General features: G+C 61.3%; 14 protein-coding genes and 1 pseudogene. 3 read left to right on the top strand and 12 right to left on the bottom strand.

Annotated elements, in window-relative coordinates; genetic code table 11:
• Positions 1–25: 25 nt before the first annotated feature.
• The 3 genes and pseudogenes from NL154_RS01920 to NL154_RS01910 all read right to left on the bottom strand — a co-directional run bounded on the left by NL154_RS01920 (position 26) and on the right by NL154_RS01910 (position 2,006).
• Entirely contained in the window at positions 26–826 is an 801-nt protein-coding gene (locus NL154_RS01920; protein ID WP_210629130.1) for an anti-sigma factor family protein, read from the bottom strand.
• Positions 823–1,425: pseudogene (locus NL154_RS01915) on the bottom strand (RNA polymerase sigma factor). The gene NL154_RS01920 and the pseudogene NL154_RS01915 overlap by 4 nt, the downstream one beginning before the upstream one ends.
• Positions 1,426–1,469: 44 nt before the next feature.
• The gene (locus NL154_RS01910) at positions 1,470–2,006 is read right to left on the bottom strand and encodes a tetratricopeptide repeat protein (protein ID WP_434733484.1); all 537 of its coding nucleotides are present in this window, start codon (positions 2,004–2,006) and stop codon (positions 1,470–1,472) included.
• Between the two features lie 168 nt (positions 2,007–2,174).
• Between NL154_RS01910 and NL154_RS01905 the strand changes: the two genes are divergently transcribed.
• The 3 genes from NL154_RS01905 (at position 2,175) to NL154_RS01895 (ending at position 5,047) form a co-directional block, all read left to right on the top strand.
• Complete coding sequence (locus tag NL154_RS01905; protein ID WP_434733483.1) at positions 2,175–3,227, top strand: type III polyketide synthase; 1,053 nt, start codon at positions 2,175–2,177, stop codon at positions 3,225–3,227.
• The gene (locus NL154_RS01900) at positions 3,228–3,728 is read left to right on the top strand and encodes an isoprenylcysteine carboxyl methyltransferase family protein (protein ID WP_434733482.1); all 501 of its coding nucleotides are present in this window, start codon (positions 3,228–3,230) and stop codon (positions 3,726–3,728) included. It abuts the gene before it with no gap.
• 71 nt (positions 3,729–3,799) lie between these two features.
• Positions 3,800–5,047 carry an NAD(P)/FAD-dependent oxidoreductase gene (locus tag NL154_RS01895; RefSeq protein ID WP_221102557.1) on the top strand — a complete coding sequence of 416 codons (1,248 nt, stop codon included), beginning with the start codon at positions 3,800–3,802 and terminating at the stop codon, positions 5,045–5,047.
• Here the strand turns inward: NL154_RS01895 and NL154_RS01890 are convergent.
• The 9 genes from NL154_RS01890 to NL154_RS01850 all read right to left on the bottom strand — a co-directional run bounded on the left by NL154_RS01890 (position 5,037) and on the right by NL154_RS01850 (position 14,203).
• The gene (locus NL154_RS01890) at positions 5,037–5,576 is read right to left on the bottom strand and encodes a gluconokinase (protein WP_210629136.1); all 540 of its coding nucleotides are present in this window, start codon (positions 5,574–5,576) and stop codon (positions 5,037–5,039) included. The genes NL154_RS01895 and NL154_RS01890 overlap by 11 nt on opposite strands.
• 26 nt (positions 5,577–5,602) lie before the next feature.
• A complete protein-coding gene (locus NL154_RS01885) occupies positions 5,603–6,556 on the bottom strand; it encodes a peptide ABC transporter ATP-binding protein (protein ID WP_210629137.1) in 954 nt (317 codons plus the stop codon).
• Positions 6,553–7,569: an ABC transporter ATP-binding protein gene (locus NL154_RS01880; RefSeq protein WP_210629138.1), complete on the bottom strand. Its 1,017-nt coding sequence runs from the start codon at positions 7,567–7,569 to the stop codon at positions 6,553–6,555. The genes NL154_RS01885 and NL154_RS01880 overlap by 4 nt, the downstream gene beginning before the upstream one ends.
• A complete protein-coding gene (locus tag NL154_RS01875; RefSeq protein ID WP_210629139.1) occupies positions 7,569–8,459 on the bottom strand; it encodes an ABC transporter permease subunit in 891 nt (296 codons plus the stop codon). Before NL154_RS01875 ends, NL154_RS01880 begins: the two co-directional genes overlap by 1 nt.
• A 9-nt stretch (positions 8,460–8,468) precedes the next feature.
• Positions 8,469–9,473 (bottom strand): ABC transporter permease subunit, encoded by a 1,005-nt coding sequence (locus tag NL154_RS01870; RefSeq protein ID WP_038686996.1) that lies wholly within the window; start codon positions 9,471–9,473, stop codon positions 8,469–8,471.
• Positions 9,474–9,560: 87 nt separating this feature from the next.
• Positions 9,561–11,156, bottom strand: a complete 1,596-nt coding sequence (locus tag NL154_RS01865; RefSeq protein WP_210629141.1) for an ABC transporter substrate-binding protein — start codon at positions 11,154–11,156, stop codon at positions 9,561–9,563.
• Positions 11,157–11,488: 332 nt separating this feature from the next.
• Complete coding sequence (gene rirA / locus NL154_RS01860) at positions 11,489–11,971, bottom strand: iron-responsive transcriptional regulator RirA (RefSeq protein WP_210629142.1); 483 nt, start codon at positions 11,969–11,971, stop codon at positions 11,489–11,491.
• Positions 11,972–12,081: 110 nt separating this feature from the next.
• Positions 12,082–13,131 carry a M48 family metallopeptidase gene (locus NL154_RS01855; protein WP_221146733.1) on the bottom strand — a complete coding sequence of 350 codons (1,050 nt, stop codon included), beginning with the start codon at positions 13,129–13,131 and terminating at the stop codon, positions 12,082–12,084.
• Positions 13,121–14,203 (bottom strand): YjgN family protein, encoded by a 1,083-nt coding sequence (locus NL154_RS01850; RefSeq protein ID WP_221122639.1) that lies wholly within the window; start codon positions 14,201–14,203, stop codon positions 13,121–13,123. The genes NL154_RS01855 and NL154_RS01850 overlap by 11 nt, the downstream gene beginning before the upstream one ends.
• Positions 14,204–14,267 lie beyond the last annotated feature (64 nt).

Here is a 14,267-nt window from a genome sequence, read left to right as displayed (position 1 = left end):
AGCTTAAAGCCGCCGGCGTGGCGGGTCACACCGCCACCCTCCGCCGCACCCCATCCGCAATTGCCGTCATCCTGTCCGCCGCCGCATAGCCGATCAGCATAAAGGCGTGCGTCTCGTTCGACCAGTAGACGACATTCATCCCTTTGCGGTTTTCCAGATCCGGCGCCTTCGGCCCCGCATCAGATTTCACGATGCAGAGCGCCATCGGGCCGGTTTCGGGATCGAGATAGGCGATCTGGGCGAGCGCCTTACCGTCATATTGCAGCAGCAGGGCGCTTTTGAAATCGATCCCCGGGAGCGAAACTGCTTCCGGGGAGAGCGACAGGCCGAGCTTCTCGTCAAGACTGGCGAGCTGGGCGGCCTGGTCCTGCCTGCCAGGAACGGGGCCGGCGAGCGTTTCGGCGGTATAGAGCGAGATATAATCGGCGACCACGGCGCGCCATTCGCTGTTTTCGTCCTTTGCGGAAAAGCCCCTGCCGATGCCGATGACGGTGCGGTCGATGGCGATGCCGGCCACAAGCGAGGCGGCGAGCGCGCCGAGGAAGCGACGGCGGACGACCGCAGGCGCGGAGGCGGGTTTTGCGTTCTCATGCGCAGGAATGGCGGCGAGCATCGCCTCCAGTTTTTCCCGCGGGGCTTCCGAGAGGAGCGGAGCGAAAGCCTGCTCGAACGGCAGACTGGCGCGCGCCAGGAATTCCAGCCGTTCGGCGACGCTCTCATCTTCCTTGACGATGGCCTCGATGCGAGCTGCCTCTTCCGCCGTCAGCTCGCCGTCGATGAAGGCGGTCAAGTCCTCGTCGGTGGGAATGGTGTGTTTCATGCTCATGGCCGTCCCCCTGCCGGTCCGGCGCCGGAGAGCCTGGCGCGGGCGGCCGCCAGCCGGCTCATCACGGTCCCGATCGGAATATCCAATATGCCTGCAACTTCGCGATAGGACAGTCCTTCCACATAGGCGAGGAAAACCGCCGTCCGCTGCGCCTCGGGCAACGCATTTACCTGTTTCAAAACCTGCCCCGCCATCACATGCGTTTCAGTATCGTGCGCGCCGTCGAACGTCAGCGCTTCGCCGGCATCGACGAAACCCTGGCCCTGGCGCACCCGGCGCGAGCGGATCTCGTTCAGCCAGATTGAATGCAGGATCGAAAACAGCCAGCGGTCGAGCCGGGTGCCGGGAACGAACTGGCCGGCGCGCTCGAGCGCGCGAAGGCAGGTCGCCTGCACTAGGTCGTCGGCGACATCGCGCTGATGCGAGAGAACGAGACCATAACGCCAGAGCCTGGCCAGGTTTTCCGTCAGACCGCTCCTGATATCCGCTTCGCTCGCGATGGCCGCCTCCGCCGATCCTGCATCCTTGGAACCGCCTGATAAACCGGCGATTCCATTCTCGCGACTATAGGCAGGAAATGGAGCGTCCGCGACCGACATTCGGATATCCTTTTCCGGCTCCATTTCCCGCCAGTGGCCTAATCTCAGATCTTCGACGGGTCGAGGATGACAGCGTTCAGATCCTGATATTCCTCGCAAGCCATGCCGCAGATCGTCTTGATCGTGTTCAATTGCTCCTTTGCGAGATCGAGCCGGCCCTTGATGACATAGGCTTCGCCGAGATATTCACGGACCTTGGCGTACTGCGGATCCATCTTCACCGACTGCAGGTAATAGGAGATGCCTTCGTCGGTGCGGCCGAGCTTGCGGGTGGCGTAACCGCGATAGTTCAGCACCTCCGCGCTGTTCTGGTCCCTGACCGTATCGAGCATGGCAAGCGCCTCTTCATAACGGCCGGCCTTGGCCAGCGAATAGGCATAGTCGGTACGGTTCTCGTCCGAGACATTAGCGCTCTGCTGCTTGACGCATTTCTTGGTCTTCTGGTCGTAGATCTCGCCCTTCTTGCAGGTCGGCATCGTGCTGTTGTCATTGCCGACAGCAAAGACCGGGCCGGAGAAGAGCGAAGCGGCAAGGCAGCCGCCAAGAAGGACGGCAGCAATACGGGCTGTCATGATCGTCATGGGAAAACTCCTGGAAAGTGACGTTGCGGGGAGAAAACACCGCTGCCCCGTGGTTTATTCGCCGGCCGCTCCATTTTCTCCATCACGGCTTCGTGAAGCCCCTGAGGCCGAATAAACCGTCCCAACCGGGTGTTCTCAGCGTTGCGCCGGGAAGACAAGGAGAATTCTGTGACCGATACCGTGAAACTCGCCAGCCTCGCCACTGCCACGCCCCAACATATCATTTTCCAAAAGCAGGCGGCCGAATCTTCAGCTCGGCTGTTTGCCGGCCGTTTCGAGGATTTCCGTCATCTTGCCCGCGTCTTCGATACCGCCGGTATCAACAAGCGCCATGCGGCGCGGCCGCTTGCCTGGTTCGACGAGCCGCACGGCTGGCAGGACCGCATGCAGGCCTATGCAGAAGTGGCGGGCGAACTTTTCGTCGAGGCAGCCAGCTTGGCGCTTCGTCGGGCCGGGCTTGAGGCTGGCGATGTCGACTGTGTCGTTACCGTTTCTTCCACCGGCTTTACGACCCCAAGCCTCGATGCGCAGCTTAGCCGCAGGATGGGCTTCAGGGCCGATATCGAGCGTGTTCCGGTCTTCGGGCTCGGCTGCGCCGCCGGCGTCTCCGGCTTTGCGATCGCGTCGCGGCTCGCACGCAACCGGCCGGGCGTCGTTGTGCTTTTCGTCTCAATCGAACTTTGCACGCTGGCCTTCCGGCTGGACGAGCTGACGCGGCCGAATATCATCGCGACGGCGCTTTTCGGCGATGGCGCCGCTGCCTGCGTGCTCTGCACGAGCGGCGGCGGCCTGGCGGAAGTCGAATCGACTGGCGAGCACCTCTTCCCGGACACGCTCGATATCATGGGATGGAAGATCGACGATGGCGGCTTCGGCATCGTGCTGGCGCAATCCTTGCCGCCATTCGCCGAACGAGAGCTCGCCCCGGCGGTCACCGCCATACTGGCGCGAAACGGCCTGAGGCCGGCAGATATCGACCGCTTCATCTGCCATCCCGGCGGCATGAAGGTGCTGGCCGCAATGGAGAGCGCGCTTTCACTGACACCCGGCACGCTCGATCACGAACGCGCCGTGCTTGCCGAATATGGCAACATGTCTTCGCCGACCGTGTTGTTCGTGCTGGAACGGGTAATCCGCGCCGGGCTGCCGGAGCGGGCAGCGATGATCGCCATGGGACCAGGGTTTTCGGCGAGCTGCGTGACGCTGCGGAGGGCGGCATGAATGTGGCCGTCGATCGCGCTCCTGACATTCGTGACGCTGCAGCGGTTGGGCGAACTCGTGCTTGCCCGGCGCAACACTGCCGCCCTGCTCGCCAGAGGCGGCCGGGAGGTCGCCCCGGAGCATTATCGCGTCATGGTGGCGCTGCATGCCGCCTGGATCATGGGGCTTTGGCTGCTGGCGCCGGGCAGGTCGGTTCAACCCTTCTGGTTTTTGGTGTTCCTGGGGCTCCAGGCGCTGCGCCTCTGGGTGCTTACGACCCTGAAAGATCGCTGGACGACGCGCATCATCATCCTGCCCGGCGCGCCGCTCGTGAAATCGGGACCCTATCGCTTTCTCCGGCATCCGAACTACACGATCCTCGTTTGCGAGATCGCCGTCCTTCCCCTTGCTTTCGGCCTGCCGGTCTATGCGATCGTCTTTTCGTTTTTCAATGCCGCAATCCTGCATGTGCGCATAAAGGCCGAAAATGCCGCGCTGAAAAGCGCAATGATTTTGAAATGAATGCGATTTTCGTTTGCGCGGCGGGATCGGCAGGGGCATTTTCAATCTGGAACAATGCGGAATGCAGGGGAATGACGAAGAACGCAATCGTGCTCGGCGCTGGTATCGTGGGGGTGTCCACGGCAATCCATCTTCAGCGGCGCGGTCGGCAGGTGACGCTGATCGACCGCAAGGATCCAGGCAGCGAAACCTCCTTCGGCAATGCCGGCCTGATCCAGCGCGAGGGGGTGGCACCTTACGGCTTTCCCCAGCAGCTCGGCCTTCTCCTGCGTTATGCGCTCAACAACCGCATCGATGCGCATTATCATCTCAGTACGCTGCCGAGACAGCTCGCCTTTCTCGCCCGTTACTGGTGGAATTCGAATGCCCGGCGACACGCGGTCATCACCCGGGCCTATGCGCCACTGATCGAAAATTCGATCGCCGAGCACAAGGACCTGATCGAGGCGGCGCAGGCGCAGGCGCTGATCCGCAAGAACGGCTGGGTGAAGATCTTCCGGACGGAGGCCAAGCGCGACGAGGCCCTAGCGGAGGCCGCGCTTTGGCAGAATGAATTCGGAGTGGACTATGACAGCCTGACGTCGGCCGATATCGCACGCATGGAACCCGATATGAGCGTCCGTTTCGCCGGCGGCATCCGCTGGCGCGATCCCTGGTCGGTGCTCGATCCGCATGCGCTGACATCGGCCTATCGCCGCTATTTCGAAAGCCTCGGCGGCCGCTTCGTCACAGGCGACGCCGCCTCGCTCGGCCAGTTCGGCGCCGGCTGGAAGATCATGAGCAGCGAAGGTGCAATGGAAGCGGAGGATGCGGTCCTTGCGCTCGGTCCCTGGGCAGCCGTCGCGACGCGCCGGCTCGGTTATTCCTTTCCCCTCGGCGTCAAGCGCGGCTATCACATGCATTATGCCGCCAAGGGCAATGCCATGCTCAACAACTGGATCCTCGATGCCGAGCGCGGTTATTTGCTGGCGCCGATGAACCGCGGCATCCGCCTGACGACAGGGGCGGAGTTCGCAATGCTCGACGCGCCGAAGACGCCGGTGCAGCTCGACCGGGCCGAAGCCGTGGCGCGTACGATCTTCCCTCTCGGAGGAAGGCTCGATCCCGAACCATGGATGGGCGCGCGCCCCTGCACGCCGGACATGATGCCTGTCATCGGCAAGGCGCCGCGCCATCAGGGCCTGTGGTTCGCCTTCGGCCACGCCCATCATGGACTGACGCTCGGGCCCGTTACCGGCCGCGTGCTGGCGGAACTCATCAGCGGCGAGACGCCATTCATCGATATCTCGGCCTATTCGCCGCAGCGCTTCAAGCCATAACACCGAGGGTGGAGAGACCCCGGAGGGCCGTTGCCGTGATGCCGTCGATCGTATCGTCGATGTCGACGGTGACGACTCCGGGTTCGCCCGTCGGCACCTCGAGTGTCGCCAACTGACTTTCGAGTAGCGAGACCGGCATGAAATGCCCCTTGCGCTCGCCCATGCGCTTCGTCAGCAACGCCTTCGACCCTTCGAGGTAAACGAAGAACAGATTGCTGCCGGCGGCAGCCCTCAGCCTGTCGCGATAGATGCGTTTCAGCGCCGAACAGGAGACAATGATGCCCTCGCCCTTTTCCAGCGAGGCCTGCATCCGTTTGCCGATCAGGTCGAGCCAGGGCATCCGATCCTCATCGGTCAGCGGAATGCCCTTCGACATCTTCTCGACATTGGCGGCCGGATGAAGCGCATCACCTTCGAGGAAGGCCAGATGCAAGGCCTCAGCGAGTTTCTCGCCGACCGAGGACTTGCCGCAACCGCTGACCCCCATGACGATGATCGCATGGGCTCTGTTGATCCGATCGTCCTGCATGTTTCCTCTCAAACGGCGGCTCCCGCTCAGTCGAGCGGGAAATGACAGGCATATTGTTGTGCGCCTTCCCCACTTAATTCGGGAGAAACCTGGCGACAATAGTCCTGCGCCTTCCAGCAGCGCGGATTGAAGTGGCAGCCGGACGGCGGCTTCAGCGGCGACGGCAGTTCGCCCTGCAGGCGGATGCGGTTCTTCTCCCGCTCGGGATCGGCGATCGGGGTCGCCGACAGCAAGGCGGCCGTATAGGGATGGCGCGGACGGGCGAAGACTTCGGCGGCAGGACCGGTTTCGATCGGGCGGCCGAGATACATCACCATCACCTCGTCGGCGATGTGATGGACGACCGAGAGGCCGTGCGAGATGAAGAGATAGGCAAGGCCCATCTCCTTCTGCAGGTCCATAAGCAAGTTCAGCACCTGCGCCTGGATCGAGAGGTCAAGGGCCGAAACCGGTTCGTCGAGCACCAGCACCTTCGGCCGCAGCATCAGCGCGCGGGCAATTGCGATGCGCTGGCGCTGGCCGCCGGAGAACATATGGGGGTAGCGGCCGTGATGTTCCGGGCGCAGCCCGACGCGGGCCATCATCTCCTCCACCTTGCGGCGGCGGGCGCTCGCGTCGAGATCGGTATTGATTTTCAGCGGCTCTTCCAGAATTGCACCAACCTTCTGGCGCGGGTTGAGCGAGCCATAGGGATTCTGGAAGACGATCTGCACCTGGCTGCGCAGGCTGCGGTCGCCGACCCGCGCCGGCTTGCCGTCGATCAGCAACTCGCCGGCTGTCGGATCCTCGATCATCGTGACCAGACGGGCGAGTGTCGACTTGCCGCAGCCGGATTCACCGACGACGGCGAGCGTCTTGCCGGAATGGAGGCTGAAGCTGACGCCGTTCAGCGCCCTGACCGTGGCGTCGGCTTTGAAGAGACCGCGGTTGACGGTGTAGAAACGGGCGAGATCCCTGCCCTCGAGAACAGCACCCGTCATACCAGGTCTCCTGCAGTTTCAACGCGCATGACACCGGGATGCCCGAGTGGCTTACCGTCCTTCAATGGATAGTTACACAGCGCCCGCCCGAGTTCCGGTCCCTGGCGCACGACGCCGCGATCGCATTCGACCGTGGCATAGCCGCAGCGCGGCGCGAAAAGACAGCCTGTCGGGCGACCGTGCTGGCCGGGAACGACGCCGGCGATCGAGGGGAGACGATGGCCGACCTGGGCGCGTTCCGGCAGAGCCGCAAGCAGGGCTGCCGTATACGGATGATGCGGATCACGGAAGAGCGCCTTCACCGGCTGTTCCTCGACCTTCTGGCCGGCATATTGCACTTGCACGCGTTCCGCGGTTTCGGCGACGACACCCATGTCATGAGTGATCAGCACCAGCGCCATGCCCTGCTCCTTCTGCAGGCGCACAAGCAGATCGAGGATCTGCGCCTGGATCGTCACGTCGAGCGCCGTCGTCGGCTCGTCGGCGATCAGAAGCTTCGGATTGCAGGCGAGCGCCATGGCGATCATGACGCGCTGGCTCATGCCGCCCGACATCTGGTGCGGGAAGTTCGACAGGCGGTCTTCCGGCGCCGGAATGCCGACGAGGCTCAAGAGTTCGATCGAACGTTCGCGGCGCTCTTTCCGGTTGAGGCCCATATGGACGCGCAGGGTCTCGCCGAGCTGGAAACCGACCGTGAAGCACGGGTTCAGGCTCGACATCGGCTCCTGGAAGATCATCGCCATGTCCTTGCCGACGATCCGGCGGCGCTGACGGGCGGAGATGCCGCGCAGATCCTGACCATCGAACTGCATGCGGTCGGCGGTGATCCTGGCGGTCCAGGGCAGCAGCCCCATCAGGGCCAGCATGGCAACGGATTTGCCCGAGCCGGATTCGCCGACGACCGACAGGATCTCGCCCTTGTCGCAAGTCAGCGACACGCCGTCGACGGCGCGGAAAAGACCGGATGATGTCTGGAATTCGACAGTCAGATTTTCGATTTCGAGGAGCGGCATCACGACCTCTTCAGTTTGGGATCAAGCGCATCGCGCAGGCCGTCGCCCATCAGGTTGATGGCAAGAACGGTGATAAGGATGGCGAGGCCCGGAAATGTCACGACCCACCAGGCGCGCGAGATGAATTCGCGGGACTCGGCGAGCATGGTGCCCCATTCGGGTGTCGGCGGCTGAGCGCCCATGCCGAGAAAGCCGAGGGCGGCGGCATCGAGGATCGCCGCCGAGAAGGCAAGCGTCGCCTGAACGATCAGCGGCCCCAGACAGTTCGGCAGGATCGTCTTGAACATCAAGCGCAGCGTGCCCGCGCCGGCAACACGCGAGGCGATCACATATTCCTTCTCACGTTCTGAAATGACCGAGGCGCGGGTCAACCGCACGAAATGCGGCTGGTTGACCAGCGAAATCGCGATCATCGCGTTGGTGAGACCAGGGCCGAGGACCGCCACCAGAACGAGCGCAAGCAGCAGCGACGGGAAGGCCAAGATGATGTCCATCAAGCGCATGATGGCGGTATCGATCCGGCCGCGGAAGTAGCCGGCGACGAGGCCGATCAGGACACCACATATGACCGACAGTGTGACGACAACGACGCCGATGAAGAGCGAGAACCGCGCGCCGTAGATCAGCCGCGAGAGGATATCGCGGCCGACGGCATCCGTTCCGAGCGGAAAGGAGGCGTGGCCTCCCTCCATCCAGGAAGGCACGGCGAGCAGCACCTCCCGGTTCTGCTCGTTCGGCGCATGTGGCGCAAAGACCGGTGCAAAGATCGCAACGACGAGGATGATGACGAAAACAACGAGGCCGATGACGGCGCCCTTGTTGCGGGAGAAATAGTGCCAGAATTCCGCAAGAGCGGATGGCTGGCCAGTTTTAACGGTGACCGTGCTCATGGACCGCTCCTAGTGACGAATGCGCGGATTGATGAAGCCGTAGAGGACGTCAACAATCAGATTGACCAGCATGATGACGCCGGCGATCAGCAGAAGGCCGCCCTGCACCACCGCGTAATCGCGTTTGAACACCGAATCGACCATCCATTTGCCGATGCCCGGCCAGGAGAAGATCGTCTCGGTGAGGATGGCGCCTGCCAGAAGGACACCGATCTGCAGGCCGATCGTGGTGATGACGGGAATCATTGCATTGCGCAGTGCATGCACGCCCACGACGCGCAGCGGCTTCAAACCTTTCGAGCGTGCGGTGCGGACATAGTCCTCGCCGAGAACCTCGAGCATGGCCGAGCGCGTCTGGCGGGCGATGACGGCGAGCGGGATGGTCGCCAGTACGATGGTCGGCAGAATGAGATAGCTGACGGCCGAAGCAAAGGCCCCTTTCTGACCTGACAGCAGGCTGTCGATCAGCATGAAGCCGGTCACCGGCTTGAAGAAATACATCAGCGAGATGCGGCCGGATACCGGCGTCCAGCCGAGATAGCCGGAGAAGAAGATGATGAGCAGCAGACCCCACCAGAAAATCGGCATGGAATAACCGACGAGGGCGACACCCATCACGCTCTGATCGAACCACGTGCCTCGCTTGACGGCCGCAAAGACGCCGGCGGGCACGCCAAGACAGACCGCAAGGATGATGGCGCAGAAGGACAGTTCCAGCGTTGCCGGAAACAATGTCAGGAATTCGCCGAGAACGGGCCGCTTGGTGACGATCGAGGTGCCGAGATCGCCCTGCAGCACTTTTCCGAGATAATCGAAATACTGCATATACATGGGCCGGTCGAAACCGAGATCGTGCATGATCTGGGCGTGCCGCTCCGGCGCCATGACGCGTTCACCCGAGAGCAGCATCACGGGATCTCCGGGCAGCAGGCGGATGAAAGAAAAGGCAATCAGGGAAACGCCGAGGAATGTCGGAATCAGCACCGCAAGGCGGCCGATGAAAAAGCGCAACATGGCAGATGTCCAATAGTTTCCGGCGGTCAGGAGGGTCCTGACCGCCGGCTGTGCCCAGCACTGCCGGGCATTTTTACATTATTCTTGTTATTCGGATACGTCGACGCCGTCGAAACGGTGAATGCCGAGCGGGTCCATCTTGAAGCCCGACACCTTCTTGCTCATCGGAACGAAGACAAGCGAATGGTCGAGGGTCGCCCAGGGGGCTTCCTTCTTGAAGATCAGCTGCGCCTGCTCATAGGCCTTGGTGCGCTCGCCGACATCGGCCGTCAGCTTGGCCTTGGTCATCAGGTCGTCGTACTCCTTGTTGCACCACTGGGCGCGGTTGTTGCCGCCGACGGCATCGCAGCCGAGCAACGTATCCATGAAGTTGTCGGGATCGCCATTGTCACCGGTCCAGCCGAGAATGACGGCGCCGTCACGCTTCACATCGGAGGAGAGCTTCAGGTACTCGGCCCACTCATGCGTGACGATCTCGACCTTGACGCCAATCTTGGCGAAGTCGGCCTGGATCAGTTCGGCAGCGCGGCGTGCGTTCAGCATGTAGGGGCGCGACACCGGCATCGCCCAGACCTTCATGCTGAGATCCTTGACGCCGGCATCTGCCAGAGCCTTCTTGGCGGCGTCCGGATCATACTTCTCGTCCTGAACGGCATCGTTATAGGACCACATGGTCGGCGGGATCGGATTCTTGGCAACGGTTGCCGCGCCCTGGAAGACGGCATCGACGATCGCCTGCTTGTTGATTGCCATGTTGAGCGCGCGGCGAACTTCCGGCTTGTCGAAGGGCGCCATCTGCGTGTTGTAGGCGAGGTAGCTGACGTTGAGGCCGGGCTGCTCCAGAACCGTCAGATTTCCGTCCTTCTTCAGTTCAGGAACGTCGGCGGCATTCGGATAGGGAATCAGGTGGCATTCGCCGGCTTTCAGCTTCTGAGCGCGGACGGCGGCGTCAGAGGTAATGGCAAAAACCAGATCGTCGATCTTTTCCTTGCCCTTGAAATAGCTTTCGTTGGCCTTGTAGCGGATGACGGCATCCGGCTGGTAGGCGACGAAGGTGTAGGGGCCGGTACCGAGCGGCTGCTGGTTCAGCTGTGCCATCTTGCCGTCGGCTGCAAGCTTGTCGGCATATTCCTTGGACATGATGGAAGCGAAGTCCATGGCGAGGTCGGCCAGGAACGGCGCTTCGGGATGGTTAAGCGTGAACTTGACGGTGAGGTCATCGACCTTCTCAACCGACTTGATCAGTTCCGGGAAGCCCATGCCGGCGGCGTATTCGTAAGAACCGCCCTCGACATACTTGTTCCAAGGATTGTCGGACTTCAGCTGGCGCTCGAAGGAGAAGACGACGTCGTCGGCGTTGAAATCGCGCGTCGGCGTGAAGAAGTCGGTGGTCTGGAACTTGACGCCGGGATGAAGTTTGAAAGTGTATTCCTTGCCGTCGTCCGAAACGCTCCAGCTGTCGGCCAAGCCGGGTTCGATCTCGGTGCCGCCATGCTTGAATTCGACGAGGCGGCTGTAGACGGTGCGCGAGGACGCGTCGAAGGTCGTGCCTGCCGTATAGAGGCTCGGGTCGAAGCCTTCCGGCGAACCCTCGGAGCAATAAACAAGGGTCTTGGACCAGGCGGACGTCGCCATGACCGAAATCAAGGCCGTCGCTGCCAGCATGACAGAGATCTTTTTCATAGTATTGTTTCCCGGTTGTTCTTTTTTGATGTCTGGAGACCCGTAGGCATCCCGATCGACGGTCGATGGAACGACATTTATCTACTGAAAGCAACGGCCTACGGAGAAAATTTTTCCAGCTGGACAATTTTAGAAATTTTTGGTCAAAAATCGGCCTCATTCGGAAATATTCGGACAAAAATGTCCGGGATTTCGTCGCATTCTGGACAATTGCGCCTCTCAGCAGCGCATGTTGGACATTTCAGCACCCCTGGGTGCAACCGGATGGCGCAAACAAAAACCGCGATCGCCGAGGCAACCGCGGTTTCATAAGTCAGACCTGTTTCTTGAAATCAGGCGGCGGGGGCAACGGCCGCCGGCTTGCGGTAGTGGTGCTCGCCGGTAATTCCGAGGAGGAAATTGATCTGGGGTCGGGCTTTGACGAGGTCATCGATCGAATATTCCGAGAGCACGCCGAAGAAGGCGTTCAACGCCTTGCGCAGCGCAGAGTTCAGGCCACAGCTGTCGACCAGCGGGCATTCGACCATGCCGTCATCCTCGAAGCATTCGGCCATGGCGAAACTGTCTTCCGTGACCCGGACGACGTCGAAGAGCGTGATCTCGGGTGCCGGCTTGCCCAGGCGCACACCGCCGTTGCGGCCGCGCACGGTTTCGACCAGACCGGCCTTGTTCAGCGGCTGCAGGATCTTGAAAAGAAAGAGTTCGGAAACCCCGTAGGCCTTGGCAATTTCCGGAATCCGGCTCAGCTGCCCTTCGTTGGCAGCACAATACATCAACATGCGAACCGCATAGTTGGTCTGCTTCGTCAACCGCATGCCGATCTCCTGACTCGTGCCTGTTCAGACGTATATAGGCGGTTTGGTAGTTTTGAACAATTCCAAAATATGAAATTCGCATTCAGCTTATGAGGCCATTTGCCGCGAGATCAATCCTGCTTCAGAGCGCCGGCATAATCCAGGATTGCCTGCTTGCGCTCGGGCGTGCCGGGGTGGCTGGACAGCATGCTGGTGCCGGAGCGATCGCCGAGTTCTTCCTCCAGCAGGTCGAAAAACCGGGCGATCGAGGCCGGGTTCATGCCGGCCTCGCCCATCAGTTCGACGGAGCGCCGGTCGGCTTCGGCTTCGGCGTTGCGGGAATAGGATAATGCGAGCAGGCCACCGCCCTGGGTCAGGATATCCTCGACCCCGGAACCGATATCGCCGGCAATCAGCATGACGAGACCGGCGACGCCCGCCGCGCGATAGAGCTGCCTGAGGCTATGTTTATATTCGACATGGCCGATCTCATGAGCGAGAACGCCTGATATCATCTCATCGTCGCCACCCGCCAGGTCCACCAGTTGATCGGTGATGATGATATTGCCGTCCGGAAGCGCGAAAGCATTGGCACCGATCAGGCCGCCATCGCGGAAATTCAGCACGTAACGCTCGGCGCCGCCCTCGGCATTGGCGGCCACCTGCCGAAAGAGACCGGCAATTTCCGCCTGCCGGAGGTCCGTCAGGCGACTCGGCTTCATCGCGGTATTATCCAGCGTGTTGAGAGCGCCGTACGATATCGCCCCGGAGACGACAGGTGGCGTCACGAAGATGGCGACTTCGACCAGGGCCGGCAGTGCATAACGGTAGATTCCAACGGCAAGCAGAAGGACGGCGATCACGAAGACGAAGATGCGCGGATGAAATTCTTCCAGCCGATGCACCCAGCCGCTTCTGCCCGCGCCGCGAAGGAAAGCATCGATGGCATCGTTGTCCGCGCTTTCGAAAACCGAGCCATTGGCAAAGACGGCGCGCCGCGGGATCGACCCGACACGCGGCGTGAAGGAGACTTGCCCAGCATCGCCGTCAGAAAGAATTGCGTCTTCTTCGGTCACGGCGACCAGGCGGCCGCCGCGCGACCGCAGGCGCGCGGGAACGGCGCCGCTCGAATGCGGCGGAAACCATTCCCCCTTGGCAATGGTCTCTGTGTCAGAAACCAAAATCGATCCCTTCCATGCTCATATATTCCGCACCGATGGCCGCACCTGTCGTTTGAATCTGCGTGAAAACTTCCCCGATTTCGCCGTCGATGCGGATTGCCGTGTGCTCGGCAACATAACGCGCCAGGCGGACCGCCGCCCAGGGACGCATCAAGCCGAGGGTGAGCACTGTGACAAAGACATTTGATATGGCTATCCAGGCATAGCGCACTGGAGAAAGATCGCTTCGCAATTTGTGCCGGCCATCAATCCACGTCGACGACCACACCATGTTATGGACGTCAGCCCGATAGATGATGCTCGCAAGACCATACACGATGAAGACAGTGAAGAAGATTGCGTATAGTCCGACCGCCGTTAAGGCATCACCGAGTTCGCTCCTGACTCCATCTGCGTTATAGGCCTGAAGCCATCCAATCATCGTCGAACCAAGCGTAGAGACAAGGACCGCTCCCACCACGACTATCAGCGCCGGGACAACGAGCGCACCATAAAGCGCTCCGACCCTAGGATCGGTTTGGAACGGCCGGTTTCCGTAGCGCAGATTGTTCAGGATATAGCGGTTGAGCCAACGGCTGGCGACGGGCGCAAGCAGGCCTAGCGACAGGAAAGCGACGAATCCTCCGAGCAACACAGAGACGAAGGCACCGCCGGCGGTGCCGGTGAAATCAAACCGTACGTTGCGGTAACTCGTCACGCGGGCGTTGAAACGAAGGCCTCTGGCGATCAGCCAGGGCAGAGCGATGAGCACCAGGATCGTGGTTACAAGTGAGAACAGCGGATGGATCGTCGCGAGAATGTTGGCCACAACAATGAAAGCGAAGACGATGAGGCGGCCAATGAGGATCTGCTTGCCGGTGGCGTGATATTCGAAAGCGCGGCCGAGCAGGACGGTGTTGCCGTAGAAGTAACGGTTTCGCCGCACTTTCGCCCAGGCGGAATAAATCCCGAGCGTTACGATCGTCAGCAGGACATTGACAATCCAGATGCCGAAATATTCGGACGCCGTGCCGGTGAACCGGGCACGCTCGAACGCATTTGCCGCGGAGCCCGCGGACACTCTGTTATCCATGATCTTTGCTTCCCCCAGCACACTTGCCCAACCACCCTTGATGGGAATCGCGGTGGACGCATTA

The sequence above is a fragment of the Rhizobium sp. YTUHZ044 genome, from assembly GCF_051123975.1.
Classification (GTDB): Bacteria; Pseudomonadota; Alphaproteobacteria; order Rhizobiales; family Rhizobiaceae; genus Rhizobium.
This window is presented reverse-complemented; position numbering and strand designations above follow the sequence as displayed.

What these genes read in the sequence shown, in the direction of transcription:
- NL154_RS01870 (WP_038686996.1), bottom strand. Translation starts at nt 9,473, where the DNA reads ATGTTGCGCTTTTTCATCGGCCGCCTTGCGGTGCTGATTCCGACATTC.
- NL154_RS01895 (WP_221102557.1), top strand. Translation starts at nt 3,800, where the DNA reads ATGACGAAGAACGCAATCGTGCTCGGCGCTGGTATCGTGGGGGTGTCC.
- NL154_RS01865 (WP_210629141.1), bottom strand. Translation starts at nt 11,156, where the DNA reads ATGAAAAAGATCTCTGTCATGCTGGCAGCGACGGCCTTGATTTCGGTC.
- NL154_RS01850 (WP_221122639.1), bottom strand. Translation starts at nt 14,203, where the DNA reads ATGGATAACAGAGTGTCCGCGGGCTCCGCGGCAAATGCGTTCGAGCGT.
- NL154_RS01900 (WP_434733482.1), top strand. Translation starts at nt 3,228, where the DNA reads ATGTGGCCGTCGATCGCGCTCCTGACATTCGTGACGCTGCAGCGGTTG.
- NL154_RS01910 (WP_434733484.1), bottom strand. Translation starts at nt 2,006, where the DNA reads ATGACGATCATGACAGCCCGTATTGCTGCCGTCCTTCTTGGCGGCTGC.
- NL154_RS01880 (WP_210629138.1), bottom strand. Translation starts at nt 7,569, where the DNA reads ATGCCGCTCCTCGAAATCGAAAATCTGACTGTCGAATTCCAGACATCA.
- NL154_RS01885 (WP_210629137.1), bottom strand. Translation starts at nt 6,556, where the DNA reads ATGACGGGTGCTGTTCTCGAGGGCAGGGATCTCGCCCGTTTCTACACC.
- rirA (WP_210629142.1), bottom strand. Translation starts at nt 11,971, where the DNA reads ATGCGGTTGACGAAGCAGACCAACTATGCGGTTCGCATGTTGATGTAT.
- NL154_RS01890 (WP_210629136.1), bottom strand. Translation starts at nt 5,576, where the DNA reads ATGCAGGACGATCGGATCAACAGAGCCCATGCGATCATCGTCATGGGG.
- NL154_RS01920 (WP_210629130.1), bottom strand. Translation starts at nt 826, where the DNA reads ATGAGCATGAAACACACCATTCCCACCGACGAGGACTTGACCGCCTTC.
- NL154_RS01875 (WP_210629139.1), bottom strand. Translation starts at nt 8,459, where the DNA reads ATGAGCACGGTCACCGTTAAAACTGGCCAGCCATCCGCTCTTGCGGAA.